This window comes from Myxococcales bacterium (assembly GCA_022184915.1).
GTDB lineage: Bacteria > Myxococcota_A > Polyangia > Fen-1088 > Fen-1088 > JAGTJU01.
On the sequence record JAGTJU010000001.1, the window covers coordinates 1,561,219 to 1,582,240 of the forward strand.

Consider the following 21,022-nt stretch of genomic DNA (forward strand, 5'->3'; position numbering starts at 1 on the left):
CGCGCCGGGGCACCGCCCAGGAGTCGACGCGGCCAGGATTTCGTACGAACGAGAAGGTTGGACGAGGCACTTGCGTCTGGCAGACTACGCGCAAAACCGGTTTCCCCGCGGCATGCCTTGAACCCGAAAAAACGAAAGTCACCCCCCACGAAGCGTGCGCGCACCGGACATGCAGCCGCCGCGGACGCGACCGAATCAACTCATTCCCACGAGGGCCCGCCTTCGGGACCCGAACCGGAGACGGTTGCGCACGGCAAGGGTTCGCGTGACAGCGCGTCTGCGCCGCCGAAAGCACGCAAACGACGCCGCGAAAAAACGCCCGTGCCGGCGCCCCTCGAGGACGTCTTCACGCCCGTGGAGATCGCGTTTTTCGAGCGGGCGGCGGACATGTACGCCGACGAGTACGACGTCTGGGAAGACTTCCGGCGTATCGAGCCGAGCAGTATGAACTGAGCCGGCGCGCCCAGGGGGCGACGTGCGGCTAGGGTGCCGCGCCCCGCGGGGACGGCCTCAGGGCTTCACACCTCTCTCACGCCCGACTCGAAGAGCGTGGGCTCTTCGTCGTAATCGGAGACGATGATCTCGATGTTGTGTGCGTCCGTGGACGAGGGGGAAAAGAACCCCTCGACGAGATCGACGACCTCCTCGTGGTCGGTCCCCCTGCGGACGGCCGCCAACGCGTAGACCACGTGGCCATCGTCCACGACGGAGAGGAACCCCACCCGCCTTCCGTCTTGCACGGCCCACAGATCCCAGACCTCGCTGGCCCGGGTACGGGTCACGCGGGTGGCATAAAACTTACGTGGCTCGTGGCGCGTGATCGGCGTGACCTTGGGATCGCGAGGGGGCACCCCGAAACCGTATCACGAGGACTTTGCGTCGCGCCAAATCTGCACTGCCGATCACGGGTAGGTCGCGGTGCGCTCGAAGAGCAGCGCGATGCCTTGGCCCACGCCGATGCACATCGTGGCCAGTCCGCGGAGCGTTCCCCGGCGGTTCATCTCGTGCACGAGCGTGGACGCGAGACGTGCGCCGGAGCATCCGAGGGGGTGACCGATGGCGATGGCGCCTCCGTTCACGTTGACCGCCGCGGGGTCGAGCCCCAACTGGTCGATGCAAGGCAAGGCCTGCGCCGCGAAGGCTTCGTTCAACTCGACGAGCCCCACGTCCTGCGCGGACAGGCCGAGGCGGCCGAGCAGCTTTTGCGTCGCCGGAATGGGGCCAAGTCCCATCAAGCCGGGCTCGACGCCCGCCACGGCGCCACCCACCACGCGCGCGAGAGGCGTTCGCCGTGCCCCTGTGAGGCGCGCGGCCCCGGCTTCCGAGGCCAAGAGCAGCGCGGCGGCACCGTCGTTGATGCCGGCGGCATTCCCCGCCGTCACGGTGCCGTGCGCCCGGAATACCGGCCGAAGCCGCGAAAGGGCAGCCTCGTCGAGGTCGGGCCGGGGGTGTTCGTCCACCGCGACCTGCGTCGCCACGCCCTTTTTTCCGGGTACGGGCACGGGGACGAGCTCCTCGGCGAAACGGCCGGCCGCGTGCGCTGCGGCCCACGCACGCTGGCTCTCGAGAGCGAAGGCATCCTGCGCTTCGCGAGACACGCCGTACCGTTCCGCCACCCGCTCGGCGGTCTCTCCCAAGGAGTCACAGCCATAGAGCTCCGCCATACGGGGGTTCTCGAAACGCCAGCCGAGCGTGGTGTCGAAGGCGGTGACGTGCCCTCGGGCAAAGGCGTCCTCCGCCTTGGGCAGAACGAGAGGCGCACGTGACATGGACTCCACGCCACCCGCGATCACCAGATCCGCCTCGCCACACTGAATCAGCCGGGCCGCGTCGGCGACGGCCATCAACCCCGAGCCGCACAGCCGGTTGACTGTGGCCCCCGGGACCGTGACGGGCAGGCCCGCGAGCAGGAGCGCCATGCGGGCCACGTTGCGGTTGTCCTCTCCGGCTTGGTTTGCGCATCCGAAGAGCACATCGTCGATCGCCTCGGGAGGCGCCCCGGTGCGTGTCACGAGCGCAGCGATCACCAGGGCTGCCAGGTCGTCGGGCCTGACCAAGGCCAACGCCCCGCCGTGGCGACCCACGGGCGTCCGAACGGCGTCGATGATGAAGGCGTCCGTCACGAAGGGCTCTCTCGTGCTCTAGCGTTGCTTTGCCTCGGGCATGGCCCAGGGCGGCGGCAAGATAGGGGCGCGCTCCAACGCCCGGCGGCTGCGTTGCAGCTCGATCTCGCTGATGAGCAGCGCAGGGGCGACCGTGGAGACGGGCACGAAGCCCGATTCGGCGCCGCAGTAACCGTTGAAGACCCCGGCTTCGTTTCCGGCGGCCACGATGCGGTTCAGGGATCCGATCGGTGTGCCCACGAACTCCACGCCCCGCACCAGAGTCTCCTTTCCTGTCGCGGCATCCACCCGGTAAACGATACGCGGCATACCCTTGAAGGCCTGGAAGTCGTAGGTGGTGGTGTTCGTCTGGCCCCCGGTGATGTCGGCGATGATGAGGCCGAAGTCTTTGCCTTGTCGCTTGATTTCCTCGAGCAACAACTGTTTGAGGGCGGGATAGGGGAGCTGTTTCTTCGAGCGCACGATGGTGTTGGCCATCCGCCCGATCGGGTCTGCCGTTCCCTCGGCGCGCCCGTGGCCGTTCGCGTGCAGCGAATCTTTTACGGGGGTGCGGCTCTTGAGGTAGTCGCGAAGAATCCCGTCCTCGACGAGCGTAACCGGACGAGAAGCCACCCCCTCGTCGTCGAAGTCGTAGTGGCCGTTCAGCGAGACAGGCCCCACTTTGCCAAGCGTGGGGTCGTCGAAGACCGAAATGAAGGTGGGCAAGATGGGCTTACCCACCTGGCCTTTGAAGGTGGCCCCCTCGCTGTTCGAGTTTTGGCGCTCGCCCTCCAGCCGGTGGCCGAGGGCTTCGTGAAAGAACACCCCGGCTGCCTCGGGCAGCAAGATCGCGGGACCGTTGTAGGGGTCCAGCATGGGAGCTCGCCTGAGCGCCGCCACCTCCTCGACGAGCGCGCCTGTCGCCAAGAGCAGCGTCGCCTCATCGGGAAGCTCGCTCTCCTGGGCGCCGTAATAGCTCTTGCCGTGGCTGATCAGCAGGCCATCGTCGGCGCGCGTGGTGGCGCTGAGATGGAGCCCGTAGATCAGCCGCTCGTTGACGAGCTCCGTGCCCTCTGTGGTGACCACGGTGCGCACCTGGTGGCTCACGTTCAGCTTCACCGTGGCGTCGAAGATCTTGGGGTCACGCTTGAAGCGCTGCGAGGCGCTCTCGAGCCGCGTTGCCCATGTGGCGCGGTTCAAGGTGGGCACGAGACGTGGGTCGATCTGTCGGGTCGGGGGCTCCTTCGAGAAGCTCGGGAGGGTTTCGTCCTCCACCACCTCGGTGACGCGTTTGCCTCGCTTTTTGTGCAGGCTCGACAGCGCCCGCTTGTACTGGGCGTCGGTCTGCAGCCAGAGCGCGCCCCGGATCGCCTCGAGATCACCGCCCAGGGGCGCGACGATCGGGGGGTCGTAACGATCGAAGTCGTCCATGTCGAACCCGTGTGCGGCGCCATCGTCGGCGGTGTTGTCGAACTTGTAGTCGCCCACGCGCACTTCGACCGACGCGTGCCGCGCCGTCTGCTGGCTGTCCTCGATGAGGGCGCCGAAGCGGGCGGCCAAATCGATTTCGTGATAGTCCCGCACGAGGTAGCGAATGAAGTAGGGCCCGGGCTCCTCCGGAAGGCGCAGCTTCTCCTGCGAGCGGGCCAGCTCGGTCTTGAGGGCCTTCAGCACGGAAAGACGGGTATCGCCCGCGGGTGAGGCGGCCCCGTGGGGGGCTTTCTCGGCGGCCTGCGCTGCGTGCGAGGTGGAGCATGCGGAGGCGAAAGCTGCGAGCCAGAGCCCCAGAACCAGGGGCGTCGGGCGGAGGGGTGGGCGAGTGGGGATGGCTGGCACCGGTTCACGGTAGCACCGATTGCCATCCCATGCGCTCGGCGAAGAACCCGGCGCCGGGAGCCTGCCTGCCGGTCCTGGCTCTCCCCTTGACTCGCGCGCGAGGGTCCACCATTTTAGCGGTCCCATCGCCGCCGCAGGTCCCGCGGGGCCTGAGGGAACACGCCGGCGCCCCAAAAACCAGCCATGCAGAAGATCGTCATCAACGGCGGAAAGAAGCTCAGGGGCGAGGTTCGCGTCTCGGGTGCCAAGAACGCCGCCCTGCCCATTTTGGCGTCTTCCCTGCTGGCCAGCGGCAAGTCGGTTTATCGGAACGTCCCGTTGCTCAACGACGTGACCACCATGTTGCAGCTGCTCGAGCAGCTCGGCAGCTCCGTCTCGGGCCTTGGCCACAAGGCCTCCATCGACACGGCGAAGGTGAACAACTTCGAGGCGCCGTACGAGCTCGTCAAGACGATGCGCGCCTCCGCCCTCGTTCTGGGCCCGCTGGTGGGGCGGCACGGCATGGCGCGGGTGTCGCTGCCGGGGGGCTGCGCCATCGGGGCCCGGCCCATCGACCAGCACCTCAAGGGACTCGAGGCGCTCGGCGCCAAGATCGAGCTCGAGCACGGTAACGTGACCGCCCGGGCACGCCGGCTTCGGGGGGCGCTCATCGTGTTCGACGTGGTCACGGTCACGGGTACGGAGAACGTCATGATGGCCGCCGCTCTGGCCAAGGGTCACACCACCCTCGAGAACGCGGCCTGCGAACCCGAAGTAGAAGAGCTCGCCAGCGTGCTGAACAAGATGGGGGCCCGCATCCAGGGCGCCGGCACGTCGGTCATCAACATCGAGGGCGTCGACGAGTTGGCGCCCGTGGACCACGCGATCATCCCCGACCGCATCGAGGCGGGCACCTTCATGGTGGCCGCGGCGATGACCCGGGGTAACGTGCTCGTGCAAGACTGTGTGCCCGAGCACCTCGACGCGGTGATGGCCAAGCTACGGGCCGCTGGGGCCGAGGTCTCGATCGAACCGCAGGGGGTGCGGGTGCGCGGGTTCGCCGAAGTGAACCCCACCGACATCGTCACGCGCCCGCATCCTGGTTTCCCCACCGACATGCAGGCCCAGTTCATGGTCTACATGACGCGCGCCCAGGGCCAGTCGGTTCTCACGGAGAACATTTTCGAGAACCGGTACATGCACGTGCCCGAGCTGCAGCGCATGGGCGCCGAGATCCTGATCGACGGGCGGACTGCCATCGTGCGCGGCCCGAACAAGCTCAAGGGGGCACGGGTCATGGCCACAGACCTTCGGGCCTCTGCCTGCCTGGTTCTGGCTGGGTTGGTGGCCGAAGGTACCACCGAGATCAACCGCATTTACCACCTGGACCGCGGCTACGAACACATCGAGCGCAAGCTACGCGCACTCGGAGCCGACATTCGCCGTGCCAAAGCCAAAGGACCGTGAACACATGAAAGCGAAAGGCAAGACGGGGGCCCGTCAGCCGGTCTCCCAGGGCCGGGCTCCGCGCGGCACGAAGGCGGCACCGCCCCCCCAGGTGTCCCCCAAGAAGGCTTCCAAGAAGGCCTCGTCGCCCGCGGCGTCCGTCACCGCGCGGTCGCGCCTGCCCGCGGGGGCCGCACAACGAAAACGCACCTCTCCCGCTCCCACCGTTCCCGTGCCGCCGGGCAGCAGCCGGCCGCTGGTGCTCGCGATGCCCCGCGGACGCATCATGGACGAGGCCGTGGCGCTCTTCGCCAAGGCGGGGGTGGACCTTTCTGCCGTGGTGAAGGCGAAGGAGAGCCGGCGCCTGATCGTGCCGGTCGAGGCCGCGAACATGACGGTCCTCATCGTGCGCGACACGGACGTGCCGGCCTATGTCGAGTATGGCTCGGCCGACCTCGGCATCGCCGGGCGCGACGTGCTCGACGAGCAGGGACGAGACCTCTACGAGCCGCTCGACCTGGGAATCGGGCGCTGCCGGATGGTGGTGGCCGAGCCGGCAGAGAAGCCCCTCGGCGCAGGCAGCCACCTTCACGAGCGCTATGCCACGAAGTTCGCCGAGATCACCCGCCGGTACTTGCAGGCCCAGGGCCGTGTTGCCGAGATCATCAAACTGTACGGTTCGATCGAGATCGCCCCGCTCGTGGGGCTGGCCGACCGCATCGTCGACTTGGTCTCGAGCGGAGAAACGCTGCGCCAGCACAACCTGGTCGAGGTGGAGACCATCATGCAGGTGAGCGCGCGCCTGTGCGTCGGGCGGGCGTCGAGCCGCTTGTTTGCAGCCCGTATCGACGATTTGACCAACCGACTGGCCAAGGTGCTTTAGCCGAAGGGCGGTGCCACCGAACGTTTCTCTTTACCTTTCCCGGGCCTCGGTGAAAATGCACTAACCCATGGGGGGCGTCGATTTGAAACATTTGCTGGGGATGGCCAAGCGCCACTCCCGGATCGCGCACCAAGATCTGTTGGCGGCGCCCGAGGCCGTTGGCGCCTTGGCCCGTGCATTGCCGGCGTTCGTCGCGTTCGAGAAGCGCCGCTACGCCGGGGCGTTTTGGGTTTTCGATTGGGACCATCGGCTCCCGTCGAAAAACGTGGTGGTGCGCTTGTACGCCTACTACGACGAACACCGCTTGGCCGCCGGCGAGCGGAGCTTCGCGGTACGGTCGGAGGCCATTGCCCGTCAGGATCTCTTTCCGGAGTTCGACGTTCCGGATTTCGGAGGTCTCGACGCCGATGAAGCGTACGAGGCGGAGTTCGAGGTGGGCGGCGTTCCCCCCGAGCGTTACCGTCTGACGAGCGCCTGGCGCCACACCGTAGCGGCCAGCGTCGGCCGGCGCGCCGAAGAGGTTGTGCGCGAATCGGAGGCCTACAAAGTCCTGAGGGAGGCGGCCAAAGACCGGCCCGTCGGTTTGGGCGGCCCTGAATCGGCGCAATGGGTTTCGCCCGCGGAGACGGGGCACCCGAGCTGGGCCGTCGAGGTGTGGTTTCTGCGCAACTTTAACGGCATGGTGGGTGAGGGAACGGCTTTCGTGGTCGATCCCGACGCCTCCACGATCGTGGGTCAACGCGACTTCCAGTTCCGCGCCGGGTAGCGCGGTCGCGGGAACCGGCGTAACCCGGATCTGCGTGTCAGCGTATACCCAGCGAGGTTCGTCGACATGCGCCACTTTTGGATCGTCTTCCCGTTCGCGATCATCTTACTGGCCACGAGCTCGTGTGCCGCTCGTCGCAAGACGTCGCCGGCCCCAGAACCGAACTTGCAAAGGGAGTGGAAGACCGTGTCCAGCCAAACGTATTCGAAACCGCCTCGGGATGTGCTCGAAAAGCAGCTGTCCCCTCTGCAGTACCGGGTCACTCAGGACGACGCGACGGAGCCTGCGTTCCGCAACGCTTTTTGGGACCATCACGAAGCAGGGCTCTACGTCGACGTGGTCTCGGGTGAGCCGCTCTTCAGCTCCACCGATAAATTCGACTCGGGCACGGGGTGGCCGAGTTTCGTGCGCCCGGTAGAGCCGAACCGCGTGGTTGATCGTGCCGACACGAGTTACGGTATGCGTCGGGTAGAGGTCCGCTCTGCCGCCGCCGATTCGCACCTGGGCCACGTGTTCGAGGACGGCCCCGCCCCCACCGGGCTGCGCTACTGCATCAACTCGGCGGCCCTTCGATTCGTGCCCGTCTCCGAGCTGGCTGCGGCGGGCTACGGGGCTTACGCGTCGTTGTTTTCGGGAAAGGCGTCGCTTCCCCCTCACCATGACAACGTCTGTGCCGTCGGTGATGCGGGTGCGGGCGCCAACTGCAACGCCACCGTCGAGGAGGCGGTTCTGGCCGGCGGGTGCTTTTGGGGCATGGAGGATATTCTGCGGGGCATCCCAGGGGTCATTGAGACGGAGGTGGGCTACGCGGGGGGGAAAACGGCGGACCCCACCTACCGCGACGTGAAGACGGGGCAAACCGGCCACGCCGAGAGCGTCAAGGTGCTCTTCGACCCGAGCAAGCTTTCCTACGCGGAGCTCCTCGAGCGCTGGTTCTTCCGTATGCACGATCCCACCACGCCCAACCGCCAGGGTAATGACGTGGGAAGCCAGTACCGCTCGACCATCTTCTACACGTCCGAGGCGCAGAAGGAGACGGCGGCGGCGGTGAAGGCCCGCATCGACGCCACGGGAAAGTGGAAACGTCCCGTGGTAACCGAGATCCTGCCCGCGGGGCCCTTCACGGCAGCCGAGGACTACCACCAGGACTATCTCCAAAAGAATCCGGGCGGCTACACCTGCCACTACTTGCGGGACTGAGCCCAGGGGGCCGGCACGGCTGCGTCACGCAATCGTTTCGCAAATGCGGGTGTGCGCGGCGTGGGCCGTGGCGGTAGCGTAGGTCCATGCTCCCGAGCCCTCGCGACGAACGGGACCCTCCCCCCTCGGGGGTGGCGTCTTGGGAGTCCGATGCCTTCGCCATCGAAGTGGCCACGGTGATGGCGCCCCTCGCGTTTGCCTCGTACGAGCGCCGCGACGCGCCTTCGGCCTGGCGGCGTCTGCTCGGATACTTCTGGTGACTCAGACGAACGAACGGCCGAAGATCTGACCGAAGGCCTCTACGACCCGCGGCTTCACCTCTGACAGATCGACCCGTCTGCCGCAGAGCTGGGAAAGAGATCCCATGACGTTGGCCTCGAGCCCACAGGGGTTGATGAGCGTGAACCGGCTCAAGTCCGTATCGACGTTGAGCGCAAAGCCGTGATAGGTCACCCACTTCTTGCAGGCGACGCCCAGAGAGACCAGCTTGCGTCGCGGCTCGGCCTCCGTCCAAACTCCCGTCCAGCCGGGGTTGCGCCCGGCGGTGACGCCGAAGTGCGCGACGGTGAGGATGAGCGCCTCCTCCAGGTTCCGCAGGTAGCGGTGCAGGTCTCGTTCCCCCTCCCTCAAGTGAAAGATGGGGTATCCCACGAGTTGACCAGGACCGTGGTAGGTGACGTCGCCGCCGCGCTCGACCTCGAAGACGGGGATATCCCCGGGAGCCAGCAGGTTCTCTGCGTGGCTTCCGCGCCCGAGCGTGAGCACGTCAGGGTGCTCGACCAAGACGAGCGTGTCGGGGATCGCTTCGGCCTGTCGTGCGGCCACGAGCTGCTTTTGCAGAGCCCAGGTCTCCTCGAAAGAGCGAAAGCCCGCGTCGAGGACGCGCGCGGGAGAAGGGGCGTGTGACATCGCTTCTTGGCCATAGCATACGCGGGTACACCTCTTGCGCACCGGGCTCCGGCTTCGGGTCGCGCTATGCTGCCCGCCGATGCGCCGGCTTCCCTGGCCGTTATTTCTTCTGACCATGGGTCTCGTGGCCGCCGCGTGCCGGGGCGGCTGCGCACGGGTCCTGCATACGCCCTCGCGCGAAGGCAACGAAACCATGACGCAACCGATTGAAACGAATCTGCCGGGCCGACCGCTCATGCCGGGCGCAGTGGTGGCAGAGCTGGCGCAAGCCGTTTCGGCGAAAGGGCCTTCATACGTCCCCCGCACCAAGCACCTGGACGCGGGTGCACCCCGCTATACGAACCGCCTGGTCCTCGAACCGAGCCCGTACCTGCTCCAGCACGCGCACAACCCGGTGAACTGGTACCCCTGGGGCGAAGAGGCGTTTGCGGCCGCGCGTCGTGAGAACAAGCCCGTTTTTCTCTCCATAGGCTACTCCACCTGTCACTGGTGCCACGTGATGGAGGAGGAGTCGTTCGAGGACGAAGAGATTGCAGCTTACCTGAACCAGCACTACGTGTGCATCAAGGTGGACCGAGAAGAGCGCCCTGACGTGGACGCGGTGTACATGAGCGCCGTGCAAAACCTGACGGGCGGTGGGGGCTGGCCCATGAGCGTATGGCTCACCGCCGATCGTGAACCGTTCTTCGCGGGCACGTACTTCCCGCCGCGGGATGGCGTCCGGGGCGTGCGTCGAGGGTTTTTGACGCTGGTGCGTGAGCTGGGTGAGACCTTCAAGAAGGATCCTGCGCAGGTTCGTCAGGCCGCGCAGGCCTTGGTCAAGGCCGTCAAGGACGACATGGAGGGTGCGGCCGACGCGGCCGGCAGCGGCGTGCCCGAGCCCAAGGTGATTGCGGCCACCGTCGGATATCTGAAAAACGCCTTCGATCCGGTCTACGGGGGCCTGCGCCGCGCGCCCAAGTTTCCCTCGAATGTGCCGATCCGGCTCTTGCTCAGGTACCACAGGCGTACGGGTGACGAACGGGCGCTGCACATGGCGTTGCTGACGCTCGAGAAGATGGCAGCGGGAGGCCTCTACGATCAGGTGGGTGGCGGCTTTCACCGCTATGCGACCGATGCGCTGTGGCTCGTGCCCCACTTCGAGAAAATGCTCTACGACAATGCCCTGCTGACCGTCGCGTACCTCGAGGGCTTTCAGCAGAGCGGCCGCGAAGATTTCGCCCGCGTCGCCCGCGAAGTTCTCGACTACGTGCTCGGCGAGATGACCTCACCCGAAGGTGGCTTTTACTCGGCCACCGACGCCGACTCGCCCGGGCCCGACGGACGCCGGGAAGAAGGCGTCTTCTTCGTGTGGTCGCTGGACGAACTGGAAGCGGTGCTGGGCCCCGAGGCCGAGGCCTTCGCGCAGCACTATGGCATCACACGGCAGGGGAACTTCGAGGGCGCCAACATTCCGCACGTGTTGGTCCCGAACGAGGCGACCTGGGGAGCCCTGGCGGGCGCGCGTCAGAAGCTGTACGAAGCGCGTCGCCTTCGCCCACCGCCTCTGCGTGATGAGAAGATCCTGGCGGCGTGGAATGGTCTGATGCTCTCCGCCTTTGCGGTGGGGGGGCGGGTGCTGGATGAGCCCAGGTATGTACACGCCGCCACCCGCGCCGCGGACTTCTTGCTCAGGCACATGCGCAAAGACGGCCGCATGGTGCGTAGCTACAAGGAGGGGCGGGTTCAGCCGCGGGGCTTCCTCGAAGACCAGGCGTTCGTGGCGGCGGGGCTTTTGGACCTCTTCGAGGCCACGGCCGACCCCCGCTGGCTGGAGGCCTCACAGGGCCTGGCGCAGGCCACGGAAGAGCATTTCGCCGACCTGGAGCGAGGGGGATGGTTCACGTCTGCGCATGATGGAGAGCCTCTGCTCGCGCGGGAGCGCCCGGCCTATGATGGCGCCGAGCCCTCGGGCACCTCGGTGGCAATCATGAACGCTCTGCGGCTCTACACGTTCGCGAGCGACCCAGCGTGGAAGACCGTGGCCGAGAAGGGTCTCGCGTCCCTTCAGCCTCGCCTCGTGCAAAGCGGCCTGGGTTTGACCGAGGCTCTGTTGGCACTCGATCGTCATGCGGACAAGCCCCGCGAGATCGTGATCGTCTGGCCTCCGGGGCAGCGGCACACGGCCCAGCCGCTCATCGACGTGGTGCGCAGGGCCTTCGTTCCGAATCGCGCCCTGGTGACCGCCGAAGCAGGCCCATCGCTCGAAGCCCTCGCCCGGTGGGTGCCGTTCGTCTCCGGGAAAGAGCCCGAGGGGGGGCGGGCTACCGCCTACGTCTGCGAAGAGGGGCGGTGTGAACTGCCCGTCACGGATCCGGCCCGCTTCGCCGCCCAACTTCAGAAGGTGCGACCTTACTGAGGACACGACAAGGGATCCGTCCGGAACGGCCGTCCGGAACGGCCGTCCGAAACGGCCGTCCGAAACGGGAGGATCCCTTGCCTGGCCGAAGACCCGTCAGTTCCCCTCGAGCACACCCTCGAGGGAGGGCAGGTCCGAAAGGTTCGGTTCGAGCACGATCTCGATGCGCCGATTCTGAGCCTTGTTCTCCGTGGTGTCGTTGGCAGCAACGGGATCGAACTCACCATAGCCGGAAGCCGCGAGGACTTCGGGCTTCATGCCGTACTCGATGAGCAGCCTCGTGACCTCCACGGCGCGCGCGGGTGGAGAGCTCCCAATTCGAGGGAAAGCGCGACGTCTTGATGGGCACGTTGTCGGTATGCCCCGCAACGAGAAAGCGGCGGTCGGCGATTGAGCCCAATGCCGATGCCACCTGCTGCAATGCCGCTTGTCCATCGGGCTTCACGGCGGTTTTGCCGGAGTCGAAGAGCACGTCGTTGGGCAAGGCCAAGAGCATGCGCCCGTTGCGGATCGTGACCTTGATGGTGCCGGCGTCGATCATCGCCTTGAGGCGCGCCACGAGGCCACGGAAGGTGGCTGCCCGGGCCTCGGCGGCCGCTTTTTTGCCGGCGCAGCTCCTCGAGGCGCTCCTTGGCATCGTTGAGCCCCGCTGCGAGTTGCCCCTTCTCGCTTGCCAGCTTCTCCACGTTTTGTCCCAGCTGCTCGAGGCGGCGCTTGAGCTCGGCAACCAGGGCCGACGTGTCATCGAGTTGCTGGTTGAGCTTGTCGCGTTCGCCCGTGCGTGCGGCCAGGGCTTGGCGGGTGCTGTCGAGCTCGGCGCTGAGCTCCTGCTCGCGCTCTGCGCAGGTCTTCTGGGTGCGCGCAAGCTCGGCTTCTTTGGCTTTGTACGTGCCCGAAGTGACACATCCAGCGGCCACCAGCAGTGACGGCAACGCCAGCCAGAGTCGTGATCTCTTCATCGGTTCGTTTCCTCCTGAGTGAACGGTCGGCGCGCACGGCCGGTAAAGAGGCCGGGCGCGCCGAAGGTTATGTGGTCTTCCGGGATAGGTGTGGCGAACGCGGGTTTGCCGCGCTCACTTTGCGGCGGCAGGTTTGAGGCCGAGTACGTCCGCGCACGCAGCCGAGAGCTTTTCGGCGTTCTTCTGCATGCAGGGCATGAGGCCGCCCTGTTGCGTGGATTCCTTGAGGCAAAGCTTCTTCATGTCGGCCTTGCAGGCTTGCTCGAAGCGCTTCTTGAGATACTCGTAGATGTCCTTCTTGCAGCCGTTGCTGAGACCGTCTTTTTGGGCCCGCAGGCAGCTGGCAACGCGATTGTCGCCATACTTCACCTGCGCACAGTGCGTCTCGATATCCTTTTTGCAGGCCTTGTCGGGGTTCGGCAGGTCCGCCAGGATCTCCTCGGCCGGCTCCACGACGGGGGCTGGCGCGGGGACCGGCTCGGCCACCTGCGCAGCTTCGGCCTTTGGCGCTTCCGGCTTCTTCTTTTGTTTCGCCTGCGCGGCTGGGCCGGCGAGGAGGACGAGGGTCAAGGCCAGGCCGAAGCCCGCAAGGCGTAGAATCGATCGTGCGTTCATTTGAATCTCCCGGTGTGCGAGGGTGTGGTCGTGCGGTTCTAAACCAAGCCGTCCCCGTTTTGCTGTTTTTCCGTACGGGGCCGGGCCGCGCACCACCTAGAGGGTTTGCATGTACGCCGTCAGGTCAGCGGGAATGGGGCTTTCCACCGTGACGAGCTCGCCGGCGGCAGGGTGGGGGAAGCTCAACCGGTGTGCGTGCAGCGCCTGGCGGGGCAGGCCGTCGAAGAGCGCCAGCAGCTCGTCGGTCATGCCACCATCACAATAAGCCATGAACGCTTTTTCACCGGCGCGGTAAAGCTTGTCTCCCACGAGTGGGTGCCCAAGGTGCGCGAAGTGAACCCGGATCTGATGCTGGCGTCCCGTTTCCGGCTCGGCGCCCACGAAGGTATGGTGCCGAAACCGCTCACGGACGTGAAAACGGGTGCGGGCTTCGAGCCCCTCGTTCACCACGCCCATCATCAAGTGGGTCGGGGTGTCGAGCAGCCCCAGCGGGGCGTCGATCAAGCCCAGGTCGGCTTCGACGCGTCCGTGAACGAGGGCAAGGTAGCTCTTCTTGACCCGCCGATTCGCAAACGCTTTTTTTAGGCTCGAGGCCGCGCGCGCATGCCTCGCCAGCAACAGAACACCCGATGTCTCGCGATCGATGCGGTGACAGAGCTGAATCGGCTCGTCGGGGTAGCGTTCCCGCAGCAGCGCGGTCAGGGTGTTCCGCCAGAACTTGGCGGTGGTGTGCATCGGGAGTCCGGCTGGCTTGTCGATGGCAATGAAGTGCTCGTCTTCGGCCAAAACATCGAAGTACCGCGGGACCTCGGGTTCGATGGGGGCAGGACGTTCCAGGTGCACGAGTTCGCCCGAGCGCACCCGGGCGCTGGGGCGGGCTTTTCGCCCGTCCGCGAAGCGGATCTGCGTGTCGATGATGGCTTGCACCTTCGTGCGCGAGAGCCGGTCGATGCGCCATTTGAGGAAGTGGTCGAGGCGCCACCCGTCACACATGGGTGGAACGGGGATCCGCAGGGAAATGACGTCGGCCGGGGCAGAGCCCTCGGCGGCTGCCCACGAGGCGGCGGTGCCTTCCAGGACGTCCTCCTCGGCGCCGTCAGACTCCACCTCCGTACCGTCGGTGGGGAAGCGGGGATCTGCGGTCATGGCAGCCAGGCCAGCCCCGCGCCCGGCGCCGCACGCCGGACGGGGACCTGGGGTCGAAGACGCAGGCTAGTCCTCGTCCACCATGCCATTCCAACGCCAGTTGCCGCGTTCTTTTTCTTGCGGCCGGTTGGAGCGCTTCTTGACCTCCTTCTTGGAAGCCTTCTTGGCTTTGCGGGCTTCTTCGTCCTCGTCCCGCGAGAGGAAACCCGGACCGCGGGCGTCATCCTGGGGAGGAGGGGGAGGTTCCTGCGCAAATGGGTCACGCCGGTAAGGCTCGCCGGGGGCTCCAGGACCTCGTCCCGGGCCCGGCCGATACCCACCCCCGCCGTACCCACCCCCGCCGCCGCCGCCGGGGCCATAGCCCCCGCCGCCGCCCCCACCAGGCCCGAAGCCGCCAGGACCCCCTCCGTAGCCTCCTCCGCCACCACCCGGGCCCCCCGGCCCACCCCGGTAGCCACCTCCGAATCCGCCTGGCCGCCCGGGACCCGGACCACCCGGGCCGCCGGGACCTCCCGGTCCAGGAGGGCCGCCCGGGCGTCGAGGACCCGCGGGCCGCTCCTGCGCCTCCTCGACCACGATGGCACGACCTTGAAGCAGACGTCCCGAGAGGGCCTCACGCGCCTTTTGCGCGTCGGCGTCGGTGGCTGCCTCCACGAACGCAAAACCTCGTGGTCGCCCGGTCTCACGATCGAGCGCCACACGAATGCTTCGCAGTTGGACACCTTCGTTTGTGAAGGTGTCTCGCAGCTCCTGCTCGGTAACGTTGTAGGAGAGGTTCCCAACGAAAAGACGGGTACCCATGACCTGTCGTGCCTTATCCGCGAATTCCTTGGTTGTTCGTTGACGTCGTTACTCGGATTGCGGCTTGTTGATCCGGTCTTTCAGCTCTTTGCCGGGGCGGAACGTCGGCACCCGCTTCGCATCGATCGTGATCGCCTCGCCCGTGCGAGGGTTACGCGCCGTACGCGCCTTTGCTTCCTTGACGAGGAAAGCACCAAAGCCGCGAAAATCGATTCTCTCACCTTGCTCCATCGCGGCGGCCACGGCCTCGAGGGTTGCGTCGACAATCGTCTCGACCTGGGGCCTCGCAAAGTTGTGTTGGCGGGCCACCGAGTCGACGAGATCTGCTTTTTTCATACTGAGGAAACTCTCCTGAGAACGGGTTCATGTGTTGGCGGGAACGCGACAGTTACAGCCTAAGGCGACGTAAGGAAGCCTTGCTTCTGCCGAGACGACGAGGTCTTTATTGATGCCAACTCCGAACGAAAATCGGGCTTGAGCCGCCCACTGGTCGGTAAAGATAGTCCCGGGAAGACGAGGAGGTCAAGCGGCACTGTGGAGCGACGCGGCGCATCCCGCAGACGGAGGTGCCCGGGGTTTCACGTTTTCCCTCCGTTTTCGAGGAAGGATCCCCTGGTCGGCCGGTCTGACTTTCGTTTCCCACGAGTCCTGTTAACCTGCAGCGTTACGTCGAGGTGCATGTGAAGAGGTCCGCATGAAGGGGTTCGTTGGCTTTTTACTGGGCGCGTCGCTTGCCTCCGCGGGCTGGTACTACTTCGTGTTCCTTCGGCCTGCAGTACCGGAACGGACGGAGGAGGCACGGGTCGAGCCCGCGGCCGAGCCCGCAGCGCCCAAGCGCATCCGACGGACCCGTCGCAGGGCACGTCAGGTGGTAGAAAACCCAAACCAGCCGGGTGGGTCTGACTCCACTTTTGAGGAAGAGGTCCCCCAACGGCAGCTCACGGCGGCCGAGCTTCGGCCTCAGGCCCGGGGAGACAACCTCTCCCGTCCCGACGTGTTGCACCTGGACATGGGCAGCGGCGATGAGCTCCCGGAGTTGGAACAGTCCGACATCGACGACCGGTTTCGGGCGCGGCAAGAGGCCATCCTCGACTGTATCGAGACGGCCCGGCCCGATCCCTCGACCTACGTGCCCGGCCAGGTGAGCATCCAGTTTCGGATCCAGCGCAATGGTCAGGTGCGGGGGGTGCGGGTCGAAGCGCCTGCCATCTTGCAGCAAGGCGGCCTTTACGGGTGCGTCAAGGACGTGGTCATGGGTCTGAAATTCCCGGCCTCGCGGGGCAGCCAGGTGGTGACCTATCCCTTTGCGCTCAGCTGACAGGGGCGCTCACGACGTCCGGGCGGCGCGTAGCGTCTGAACCCGGTTTCGTGCCCAGCCCACGATTTCGGCCGCGGCCTCCCACGTGCCGAGGTCCGGCCTCCCGAGAGGCACCAACTCCGGGGGTGCTGGGGGCGTCTGGACCAGGGTCTGGGCCGCCACCTTCACCACCTGCGGGAGCTGGTCGTCCTTCGCGATCGCCACCACGTGGTCCATGTAGCTGCGGCCCCAGGATGCGTCGAACGCGAGCCGGAGCACCGCGTTGAGAGCCATGCCGGCCGCACGGCGGGCGTGGGTGATGCCGGGGCGGTAGCCACGCCGCTCGAGCGCCGCCCGGCTATGGGCGAGCTCGTTCTGGGCGGCCGCGAGCCAGTCCTCGGCGGAAAGGCGATCGAGCCATTCGGTGCCAGATTCCGGGGTCATGTTTTGGGGGCGAGGCGTCCGAGACGCCAGAGGGTGAGTAGGAGGCAGCGGCCCGCGTAGGCCAAATTCATGAAGATGTACGCATGCAGGAAAAGGTCGAGGCGGTCCAGCAGGGCCACCGCCCAAAGGTAGGTCGGGTAATGAACCACGAACTTGCCCACGGCCTCGAGGGCCCGGGCAGCCCGCGCCAGACCGCTCCCGCGCACGGGCCCTTGGGTCGTGGGCAGGCCCTGCCCATAGTCGCCCGCTGCGGGGGCCGCGAGAGCGCCGGCGGTGCTGACCACCTCGGGGCGCCTCAGAAACGAGGTCAGCGTGACCGCGGTCGCGACCGTCACCGCTCCGAGCAGCCCTTCGAGCAACCACCGGGGCTCGCTCGCAGGCTGCCACAGCCGCACGGCGCACGCCGCGACCAGCAGGAGGGCCTTGAGCTCGTCGGCCATGTAATCGAGGTGGGCGCCCACGGGAGACGAGGTGCCTCGATACCGCGCCAGCTGACCGTCGGCCATGTCGACCACATAGGAGAGCTCGAGCAGCGCCACGCTGGCGATGAGGCCCTCGTGACTTGGCAGGAGCACCACGCCCGCTGCCGCGATCACGAAAAGACCAAGAGAGCCGAACGTCAGTTGGTTCGGGGTCAGGCGGGTGCTCGCAACGGCCACCACGAGCACCGCGGCGAGCGGCCGTGCCACGTAGCGGTTGAAGACCAGATCAACGGGCTTGCGGGTTCGGCGGTAAGCGTCGGCGATCGCGGCGAACATGAACGTCGAGCCCCCTAGCAAACGGACGGGGCCGCCGAAAGGACGATCAATTGCCTACGGCGCGAATGAGCCAATAAACCCCTGCCAGTGCCAGCCCCACCACCAAGCCAAGGCCAATGGCCGACCACATGCTGCCTTCCCTGGGAGGTGCTGCCACCATCGGGGCCGGCGCCGCCCCCTCGATACGCTTGTCGTCGGTGCGCTTTTCGGGAGGCTTGCTCTTCTTGGCCTTGCGGGACTCGGTCTTCCGAGACTCCGTCTTGCGCGGGTCGGGCGGGGGGGCTTCCTTCGCCGGCGCCGCCTCGGGTTTGTGGTCCTCGACCGTCTTGCTCTCCGCCTTGGCGGGTGCAGGGCTCGGGGGCGCAGCGCCGGGCGCCGCTTCGACGGGCAGCTGCACCGAAGCCGGTTTCGATTCGGACTTTGGCTCGCGGGCCACGATCCGGGGTGGAGGAGACGCCATGGGCGCGGGTTCGGGGGCCACCCCGGGCGCCGGCTTGACGGGCGTGGGGCGAGCCGCCTCGGCGGCCGCTGCCTGGGGCGCGCGGGCGTGCACCGAGGCCGTCTGCACGGCGACGGGTTGAGAGGGCGGCGCGGTCACGGCCGCCGCGGGATAGCCGAACATGGTCTTGGCCGGCTGCGGCGCCGCTCGCTGCACGGGCCGGGGGGGCTCGGGCAAGGACAGGTCCGGCAGGACGATGCGGTAGCCACCGCTATCCCAATTGATGACCTCGGCCAGGCGATCCGACGACTCGCTGCCGTTCACGATGGTTTTGCCGATGTCGCCTTTTTTGTACTCGATCGAGGCCCTGTCGGTGTCGCGCCACACCTCGAGCACGCACGTGAGCACGTAAAGCTCGCAATAGCGCATGAGCTCGGCGGGGGGCCTCTCGGCCAAGGTGCCCTCGCCGGGGCCCGGAATCAAGAGCCCGCCATCGTCCGGATTGGGGAGCCGGGGCTGCAGCCGAAAGCTGAGGGGAGACACGCCGCGAAGCTGCTCCATGGCGTCGTCGCCGCGGAGCTCTCCGGCGATCGTCTCCTGGACGCCGCCCGCCACCATGTGAATTTCGCCTACCTTGCGGGGCTTGCCGGCCGCAGGCGTTCTCACCTCGACGCGAACCGCCAACGCGGGTGCCGCGAGCATGTGGATCAGATCATCGATAGATCCGCCTTCCCATTCCAGGGCGTTAGATGGGGCAGTTTGCACGAGGAGTCTCCGAGGGTCGCAAAGTTGAGGTCAAAGGCCGGGGGCCGCGTCGCCGGCGTCGAGGGTATCATCGGCGGGGTCCGCCGTATCCTTCGGCGAGGTCCCCTCGCCAAGGGCATCGGTTTCCGGAGTGCCAGGGCCGTCGGCCGCGGCATCGGCCTGGCTTGGCGTGGCGCCGGCCTCGAAAAGCCCCCCATCGGGTCCCGTGTAGTCCGCTGCGGCGTCCGTACCGTAAAACTGGTCACGACGCTCGTCGGAAGAGCCGCATGCGCCGACTGACAGAGCGGTCACCATCAAGCCGATGAGCCCCGCGAGGGAGCGGCCGATCGTGCGCGGACGAAATGCGAGCATGAGCGGCAAACTATCAAACGCCGTCGGCGTTCCGCAAGTTCGCCAACGGCCGGGAGCGCCTTCGCACGTCGTCTCTCGTGCGAAGGACGGCGTTCGTCAGCGCTTCCGAGGTCGCGGAATGCCGTAGCGGTCGAGCAGCGTCAGCAGAGTTTTTCGCGAGATCCCCAGGAATCCCGCCGTACGCGTCTGGTTTCCCGCGAAGCTGTCGAGCGCGCGCACGATGCGCTCCTTGCGCTCACCTTCCGGCACGCCCAGGATGTCGATCGGCTCGCTGCTCACGTCGAGATCGCGCATCCGCTCGACCGGCAGGTGCTCGAGCCCGATGGTCTCGCCTTCGCAGAGCACGATGGCCCTTTCGATGACGTTGCGGAGCTCGCGTACGTTGCCAGGCCAAGGGTATCGTTGCATCCACTCGAGAGCTTGCGGCGACAGCTGCAAACGTTCCGTGCGGCCCATCTCGGCGCAGGCCTGAGACAAGAAGAGGCGCGCGAAGGGCTGGATCTCCGTCACCCGCTCCCGCAGCGGTGGCAAAGTCAGGCTGATGCCATTGAGCCGGAAGAAGAGGTCGGGGCGGAATCCGCCTTGCTTCACCTCTTCTTCCAGAGGCCGGTTGGTGGCAGCGATGAAGCGTACGTCGATGGGCACCGGGCGTACGGCGCCCACGGGCACCACGACCTTTTCTTCGATGGCGCGGAGGAGCTTGGCCTGAGTGGACAAGGGCATCTCGCCCACCTCGTCGAGGAAGATGGTGCCACCGGGCGCGGAGGCCAGCAGGCCAACCTTGGAGGAGTCGGCGCTGGTAAAGGCGCCCCGCTCGTGCCCGAAGAGCTCGCTCTCCATCAGGGTCTCCGGCAGGGCCGCGCAGTTCAGCGTGACCATGGGCGCCTTGGAGCGGGGAGAGGCCCGGTGAATCGAGCGGGCCAGCACTTCTTTACCGCTTCCGGTCTCGCCGAGAATGAGCACGTTGATGTTCGACGCGGCCGCCCGCATCGCGATGTTGTAGGTGATGCGCATCGCCTCGCTGTCGACCAGCACCCGTTCGCCGCCCATGCTGACGCGCTCTATGCCCAGCATGCGGTCCCGCAGGGCAGCCATGAGGGCCTCCGGGTCGCGTCCGTCTTGGGGATGGCAGGCAAGGGCCGTGCGGGTGGTGAACCCCTCGGCTTCGAGCGCTTTGCTCATGTGCTCGAGCGCGCGGCGGGCGAGCTCCGGGGCCCGACCCACCATCAAGATCTCGAAATCGTTGGCTGCGTAAAGAGCCAACAAGTCGGCGGGCTGGAGGGTCGCGGACACCGTGGCGGCGAAGCGGGCAGGGGTGATGGGCTCGTCGACCCTCACCCGGGCCACAGCCAACGCCCCCCCTGCCATGCGGCTACGGTCGCACTGATAGGCCAACAACGCCTCGAAGTGGCCGTGGGGCCACACGCGGCGGGCTTCGAGCCGCGGACGGTGCCTTTGCAGCATGAGCATCAAGGTGCCAATGCGGAATCCTTCCCCCGGCCAGATGCGCATCCGCACGTGAGGCTTGAGCTTTTCTTCCCGCACCCAGGTGCCGTTGAAGCTCCCGAGGTCTTCGATCTCGAACAAGGTCTCGGTGACGTGAACCTGGGCGTGCCGCCGGGACGACTGCGGGTCGAGCAGCACCACGTCGGCCTCCGGGTCCCTCCCGATGACCACGGTGCCCAAGCCCGGCAGGGCATGGGTCTCGAAAGCGTCGGGCCCCATGACCAAAAGATGCAGCGCGCGGCCCTCCGCCGAGCGCGGCAGGATGGGTATCGTACGCGTGAACGTCATGAGAACCGCCACATAGTGACAGCTCATCTCCGCGTCCGAAAGGCGCGCTGGTCGCTTTTCGATGGCCCGTTTCGTGGGGGGGAAACTGGACGCACGTAGGCCTGCGTAGGGGGCCATATGGGCCTATCGGCAAC

23 protein-coding genes are annotated in these 21,022 nt (G+C 66.7%); 8 read left to right on the plus strand and 15 right to left on the minus strand.

The genetic code is table 11. The annotated features are described in order from the left end of the window. Nucleotides 1-518: 518 nt before the first annotated feature. Genes KA712_06485 through KA712_06495 form a run of 3 tightly spaced genes read right to left on the minus strand, consistent with a single transcriptional unit; the run spans nucleotide 519 to nucleotide 4,064 of the window. Complete coding sequence (locus KA712_06485) at nucleotides 519-851, minus strand: hypothetical protein (protein MCG5052589.1); 333 nt, start codon at nucleotides 849-851, stop codon at nucleotides 519-521. Between the two features lie 51 nt (nucleotides 852-902). Next, nucleotides 903-2,123 (minus strand): acetyl-CoA C-acyltransferase, encoded by a 1,221-nt coding sequence (locus KA712_06490; GenBank protein ID MCG5052590.1) that lies wholly within the window; start codon nucleotides 2,121-2,123, stop codon nucleotides 903-905. 18 nt (nucleotides 2,124-2,141) lie between these two features. Beyond that, nucleotides 2,142-4,064 (minus strand): TldD/PmbA family protein, encoded by a 1,923-nt coding sequence (locus KA712_06495; protein MCG5052591.1) that lies wholly within the window; start codon nucleotides 4,062-4,064, stop codon nucleotides 2,142-2,144. A gap of 57 nt (nucleotides 4,065-4,121) precedes the next feature. Here KA712_06495 and murA point away from each other — a divergent pair, with 57 nt between their 5' ends. The 5 genes from murA to KA712_06520 all read left to right on the plus strand — a co-directional run bounded on the left by murA (nucleotide 4,122) and on the right by KA712_06520 (nucleotide 8,472). Continuing rightward, nucleotides 4,122-5,384, plus strand: a complete 1,263-nt coding sequence (gene murA, locus KA712_06500) for a UDP-N-acetylglucosamine 1-carboxyvinyltransferase (GenBank protein MCG5052592.1) — start codon at nucleotides 4,122-4,124, stop codon at nucleotides 5,382-5,384. A 4-nt stretch (nucleotides 5,385-5,388) separates the two neighbouring features. Further along, nucleotides 5,389-6,246 (plus strand): ATP phosphoribosyltransferase, encoded by an 858-nt coding sequence (hisG, locus tag KA712_06505; protein ID MCG5052593.1) that lies wholly within the window; start codon nucleotides 5,389-5,391, stop codon nucleotides 6,244-6,246. A 67-nt stretch (nucleotides 6,247-6,313) separates the two neighbouring features. Beyond that, nucleotides 6,314-7,012, plus strand: a complete 699-nt coding sequence (locus tag KA712_06510; GenBank protein MCG5052594.1) for a hypothetical protein — start codon at nucleotides 6,314-6,316, stop codon at nucleotides 7,010-7,012. 66 nt (nucleotides 7,013-7,078) lie between these two features. Then, nucleotides 7,079-8,212, plus strand: a complete 1,134-nt coding sequence (locus KA712_06515; GenBank protein ID MCG5052595.1) for a bifunctional methionine sulfoxide reductase B/A protein — start codon at nucleotides 7,079-7,081, stop codon at nucleotides 8,210-8,212. 86 nt (nucleotides 8,213-8,298) lie between these two features. Further along, a complete protein-coding gene (locus KA712_06520; protein MCG5052596.1) occupies nucleotides 8,299-8,472 on the plus strand; it encodes a hypothetical protein in 174 nt (57 codons plus the stop codon). Between the two features lies 1 nt (nucleotide 8,473). Here KA712_06520 and lipB read toward each other — a convergent pair whose 3' ends face one another. Next, nucleotides 8,474-9,121 carry a lipoyl(octanoyl) transferase LipB gene (gene lipB / locus KA712_06525; GenBank protein MCG5052597.1) on the minus strand — a complete coding sequence of 216 codons (648 nt, stop codon included), beginning with the start codon at nucleotides 9,119-9,121 and terminating at the stop codon, nucleotides 8,474-8,476. 193 nt (nucleotides 9,122-9,314) lie between these two features. Here lipB and KA712_06530 point away from each other — a divergent pair, with 193 nt between their 5' ends. Next, on the plus strand, nucleotides 9,315-11,519 hold the full coding sequence (locus tag KA712_06530) for a thioredoxin domain-containing protein (GenBank protein ID MCG5052598.1): 2,205 nt from the start codon (nucleotides 9,315-9,317) through the stop codon (nucleotides 11,517-11,519). A gap of 96 nt (nucleotides 11,520-11,615) precedes the next feature. Here KA712_06530 and KA712_06535 read toward each other — a convergent pair whose 3' ends face one another. Next, the gene (locus KA712_06535; protein MCG5052599.1) at nucleotides 11,616-11,810 is read right to left on the minus strand and encodes a hypothetical protein; all 195 of its coding nucleotides are present in this window, start codon (nucleotides 11,808-11,810) and stop codon (nucleotides 11,616-11,618) included. Further along, nucleotides 11,740-12,078: an OmpA family protein gene (locus KA712_06540; GenBank protein ID MCG5052600.1), complete on the minus strand. Its 339-nt coding sequence runs from the start codon at nucleotides 12,076-12,078 to the stop codon at nucleotides 11,740-11,742. Before KA712_06540 ends, KA712_06535 begins: the two co-directional genes overlap by 71 nt. A 13-nt stretch (nucleotides 12,079-12,091) precedes the next feature. Here KA712_06540 and KA712_06545 point away from each other — a divergent pair, with 13 nt between their 5' ends. Then, entirely contained in the window at nucleotides 12,092-12,445 is a 354-nt protein-coding gene (locus tag KA712_06545; GenBank protein MCG5052601.1) for a hypothetical protein, read from the plus strand. 147 nt (nucleotides 12,446-12,592) lie between these two features. On the opposite strand, the gene KA712_06550 is transcribed toward KA712_06545, so the two are convergent. The 4 genes from KA712_06550 to KA712_06565 form a co-directional block, all read right to left on the minus strand. After that, the gene (locus KA712_06550; GenBank protein ID MCG5052602.1) at nucleotides 12,593-13,093 is read right to left on the minus strand and encodes a cysteine rich repeat-containing protein; all 501 of its coding nucleotides are present in this window, start codon (nucleotides 13,091-13,093) and stop codon (nucleotides 12,593-12,595) included. A 96-nt stretch (nucleotides 13,094-13,189) separates the two neighbouring features. Continuing rightward, nucleotides 13,190-14,239: an RluA family pseudouridine synthase gene (locus tag KA712_06555; GenBank protein ID MCG5052603.1), complete on the minus strand. Its 1,050-nt coding sequence runs from the start codon at nucleotides 14,237-14,239 to the stop codon at nucleotides 13,190-13,192. A gap of 66 nt (nucleotides 14,240-14,305) precedes the next feature. Then, complete coding sequence (locus KA712_06560) at nucleotides 14,306-15,040, minus strand: RNA-binding protein (GenBank protein ID MCG5052604.1); 735 nt, start codon at nucleotides 15,038-15,040, stop codon at nucleotides 14,306-14,308. A 48-nt stretch (nucleotides 15,041-15,088) separates the two neighbouring features. After that, nucleotides 15,089-15,376 carry an integration host factor subunit beta gene (locus KA712_06565; protein ID MCG5052605.1) on the minus strand — a complete coding sequence of 96 codons (288 nt, stop codon included), beginning with the start codon at nucleotides 15,374-15,376 and terminating at the stop codon, nucleotides 15,089-15,091. Nucleotides 15,377-15,734: 358 nt separating this feature from the next. On the opposite strand from KA712_06565, the gene KA712_06570 reads away from it, so the two are divergent. Further along, nucleotides 15,735-16,358 carry an AgmX/PglI C-terminal domain-containing protein gene (locus KA712_06570; protein MCG5052606.1) on the plus strand — a complete coding sequence of 208 codons (624 nt, stop codon included), beginning with the start codon at nucleotides 15,735-15,737 and terminating at the stop codon, nucleotides 16,356-16,358. A gap of 9 nt (nucleotides 16,359-16,367) precedes the next feature. On the opposite strand, the gene KA712_06575 is transcribed toward KA712_06570, so the two are convergent. The 5 genes from KA712_06575 to KA712_06595 form a co-directional block, all read right to left on the minus strand. Beyond that, nucleotides 16,368-16,781, minus strand: coding sequence for a hypothetical protein (locus KA712_06575; protein ID MCG5052607.1), 414 nt, complete (start codon nucleotides 16,779-16,781; stop codon nucleotides 16,368-16,370). Continuing rightward, the gene (locus KA712_06580; protein MCG5052608.1) at nucleotides 16,778-17,539 is read right to left on the minus strand and encodes a CDP-alcohol phosphatidyltransferase family protein; all 762 of its coding nucleotides are present in this window, start codon (nucleotides 17,537-17,539) and stop codon (nucleotides 16,778-16,780) included. The genes KA712_06575 and KA712_06580 overlap by 4 nt, the downstream gene beginning before the upstream one ends. Before the next feature lie 46 nt (nucleotides 17,540-17,585). Continuing rightward, nucleotides 17,586-18,680, minus strand: a complete 1,095-nt coding sequence (locus KA712_06585) for a hypothetical protein (GenBank protein ID MCG5052609.1) — start codon at nucleotides 18,678-18,680, stop codon at nucleotides 17,586-17,588. Between the two features lie 93 nt (nucleotides 18,681-18,773). Beyond that, complete coding sequence (locus KA712_06590) at nucleotides 18,774-19,094, minus strand: hypothetical protein (GenBank protein ID MCG5052610.1); 321 nt, start codon at nucleotides 19,092-19,094, stop codon at nucleotides 18,774-18,776. Nucleotides 19,095-19,190: 96 nt separating this feature from the next. Further along, a complete protein-coding gene (locus KA712_06595) occupies nucleotides 19,191-20,888 on the minus strand; it encodes a sigma 54-interacting transcriptional regulator (GenBank protein ID MCG5052611.1) in 1,698 nt (565 codons plus the stop codon). Between the last annotated feature and the right edge of the window lie 134 nt (nucleotides 20,889-21,022).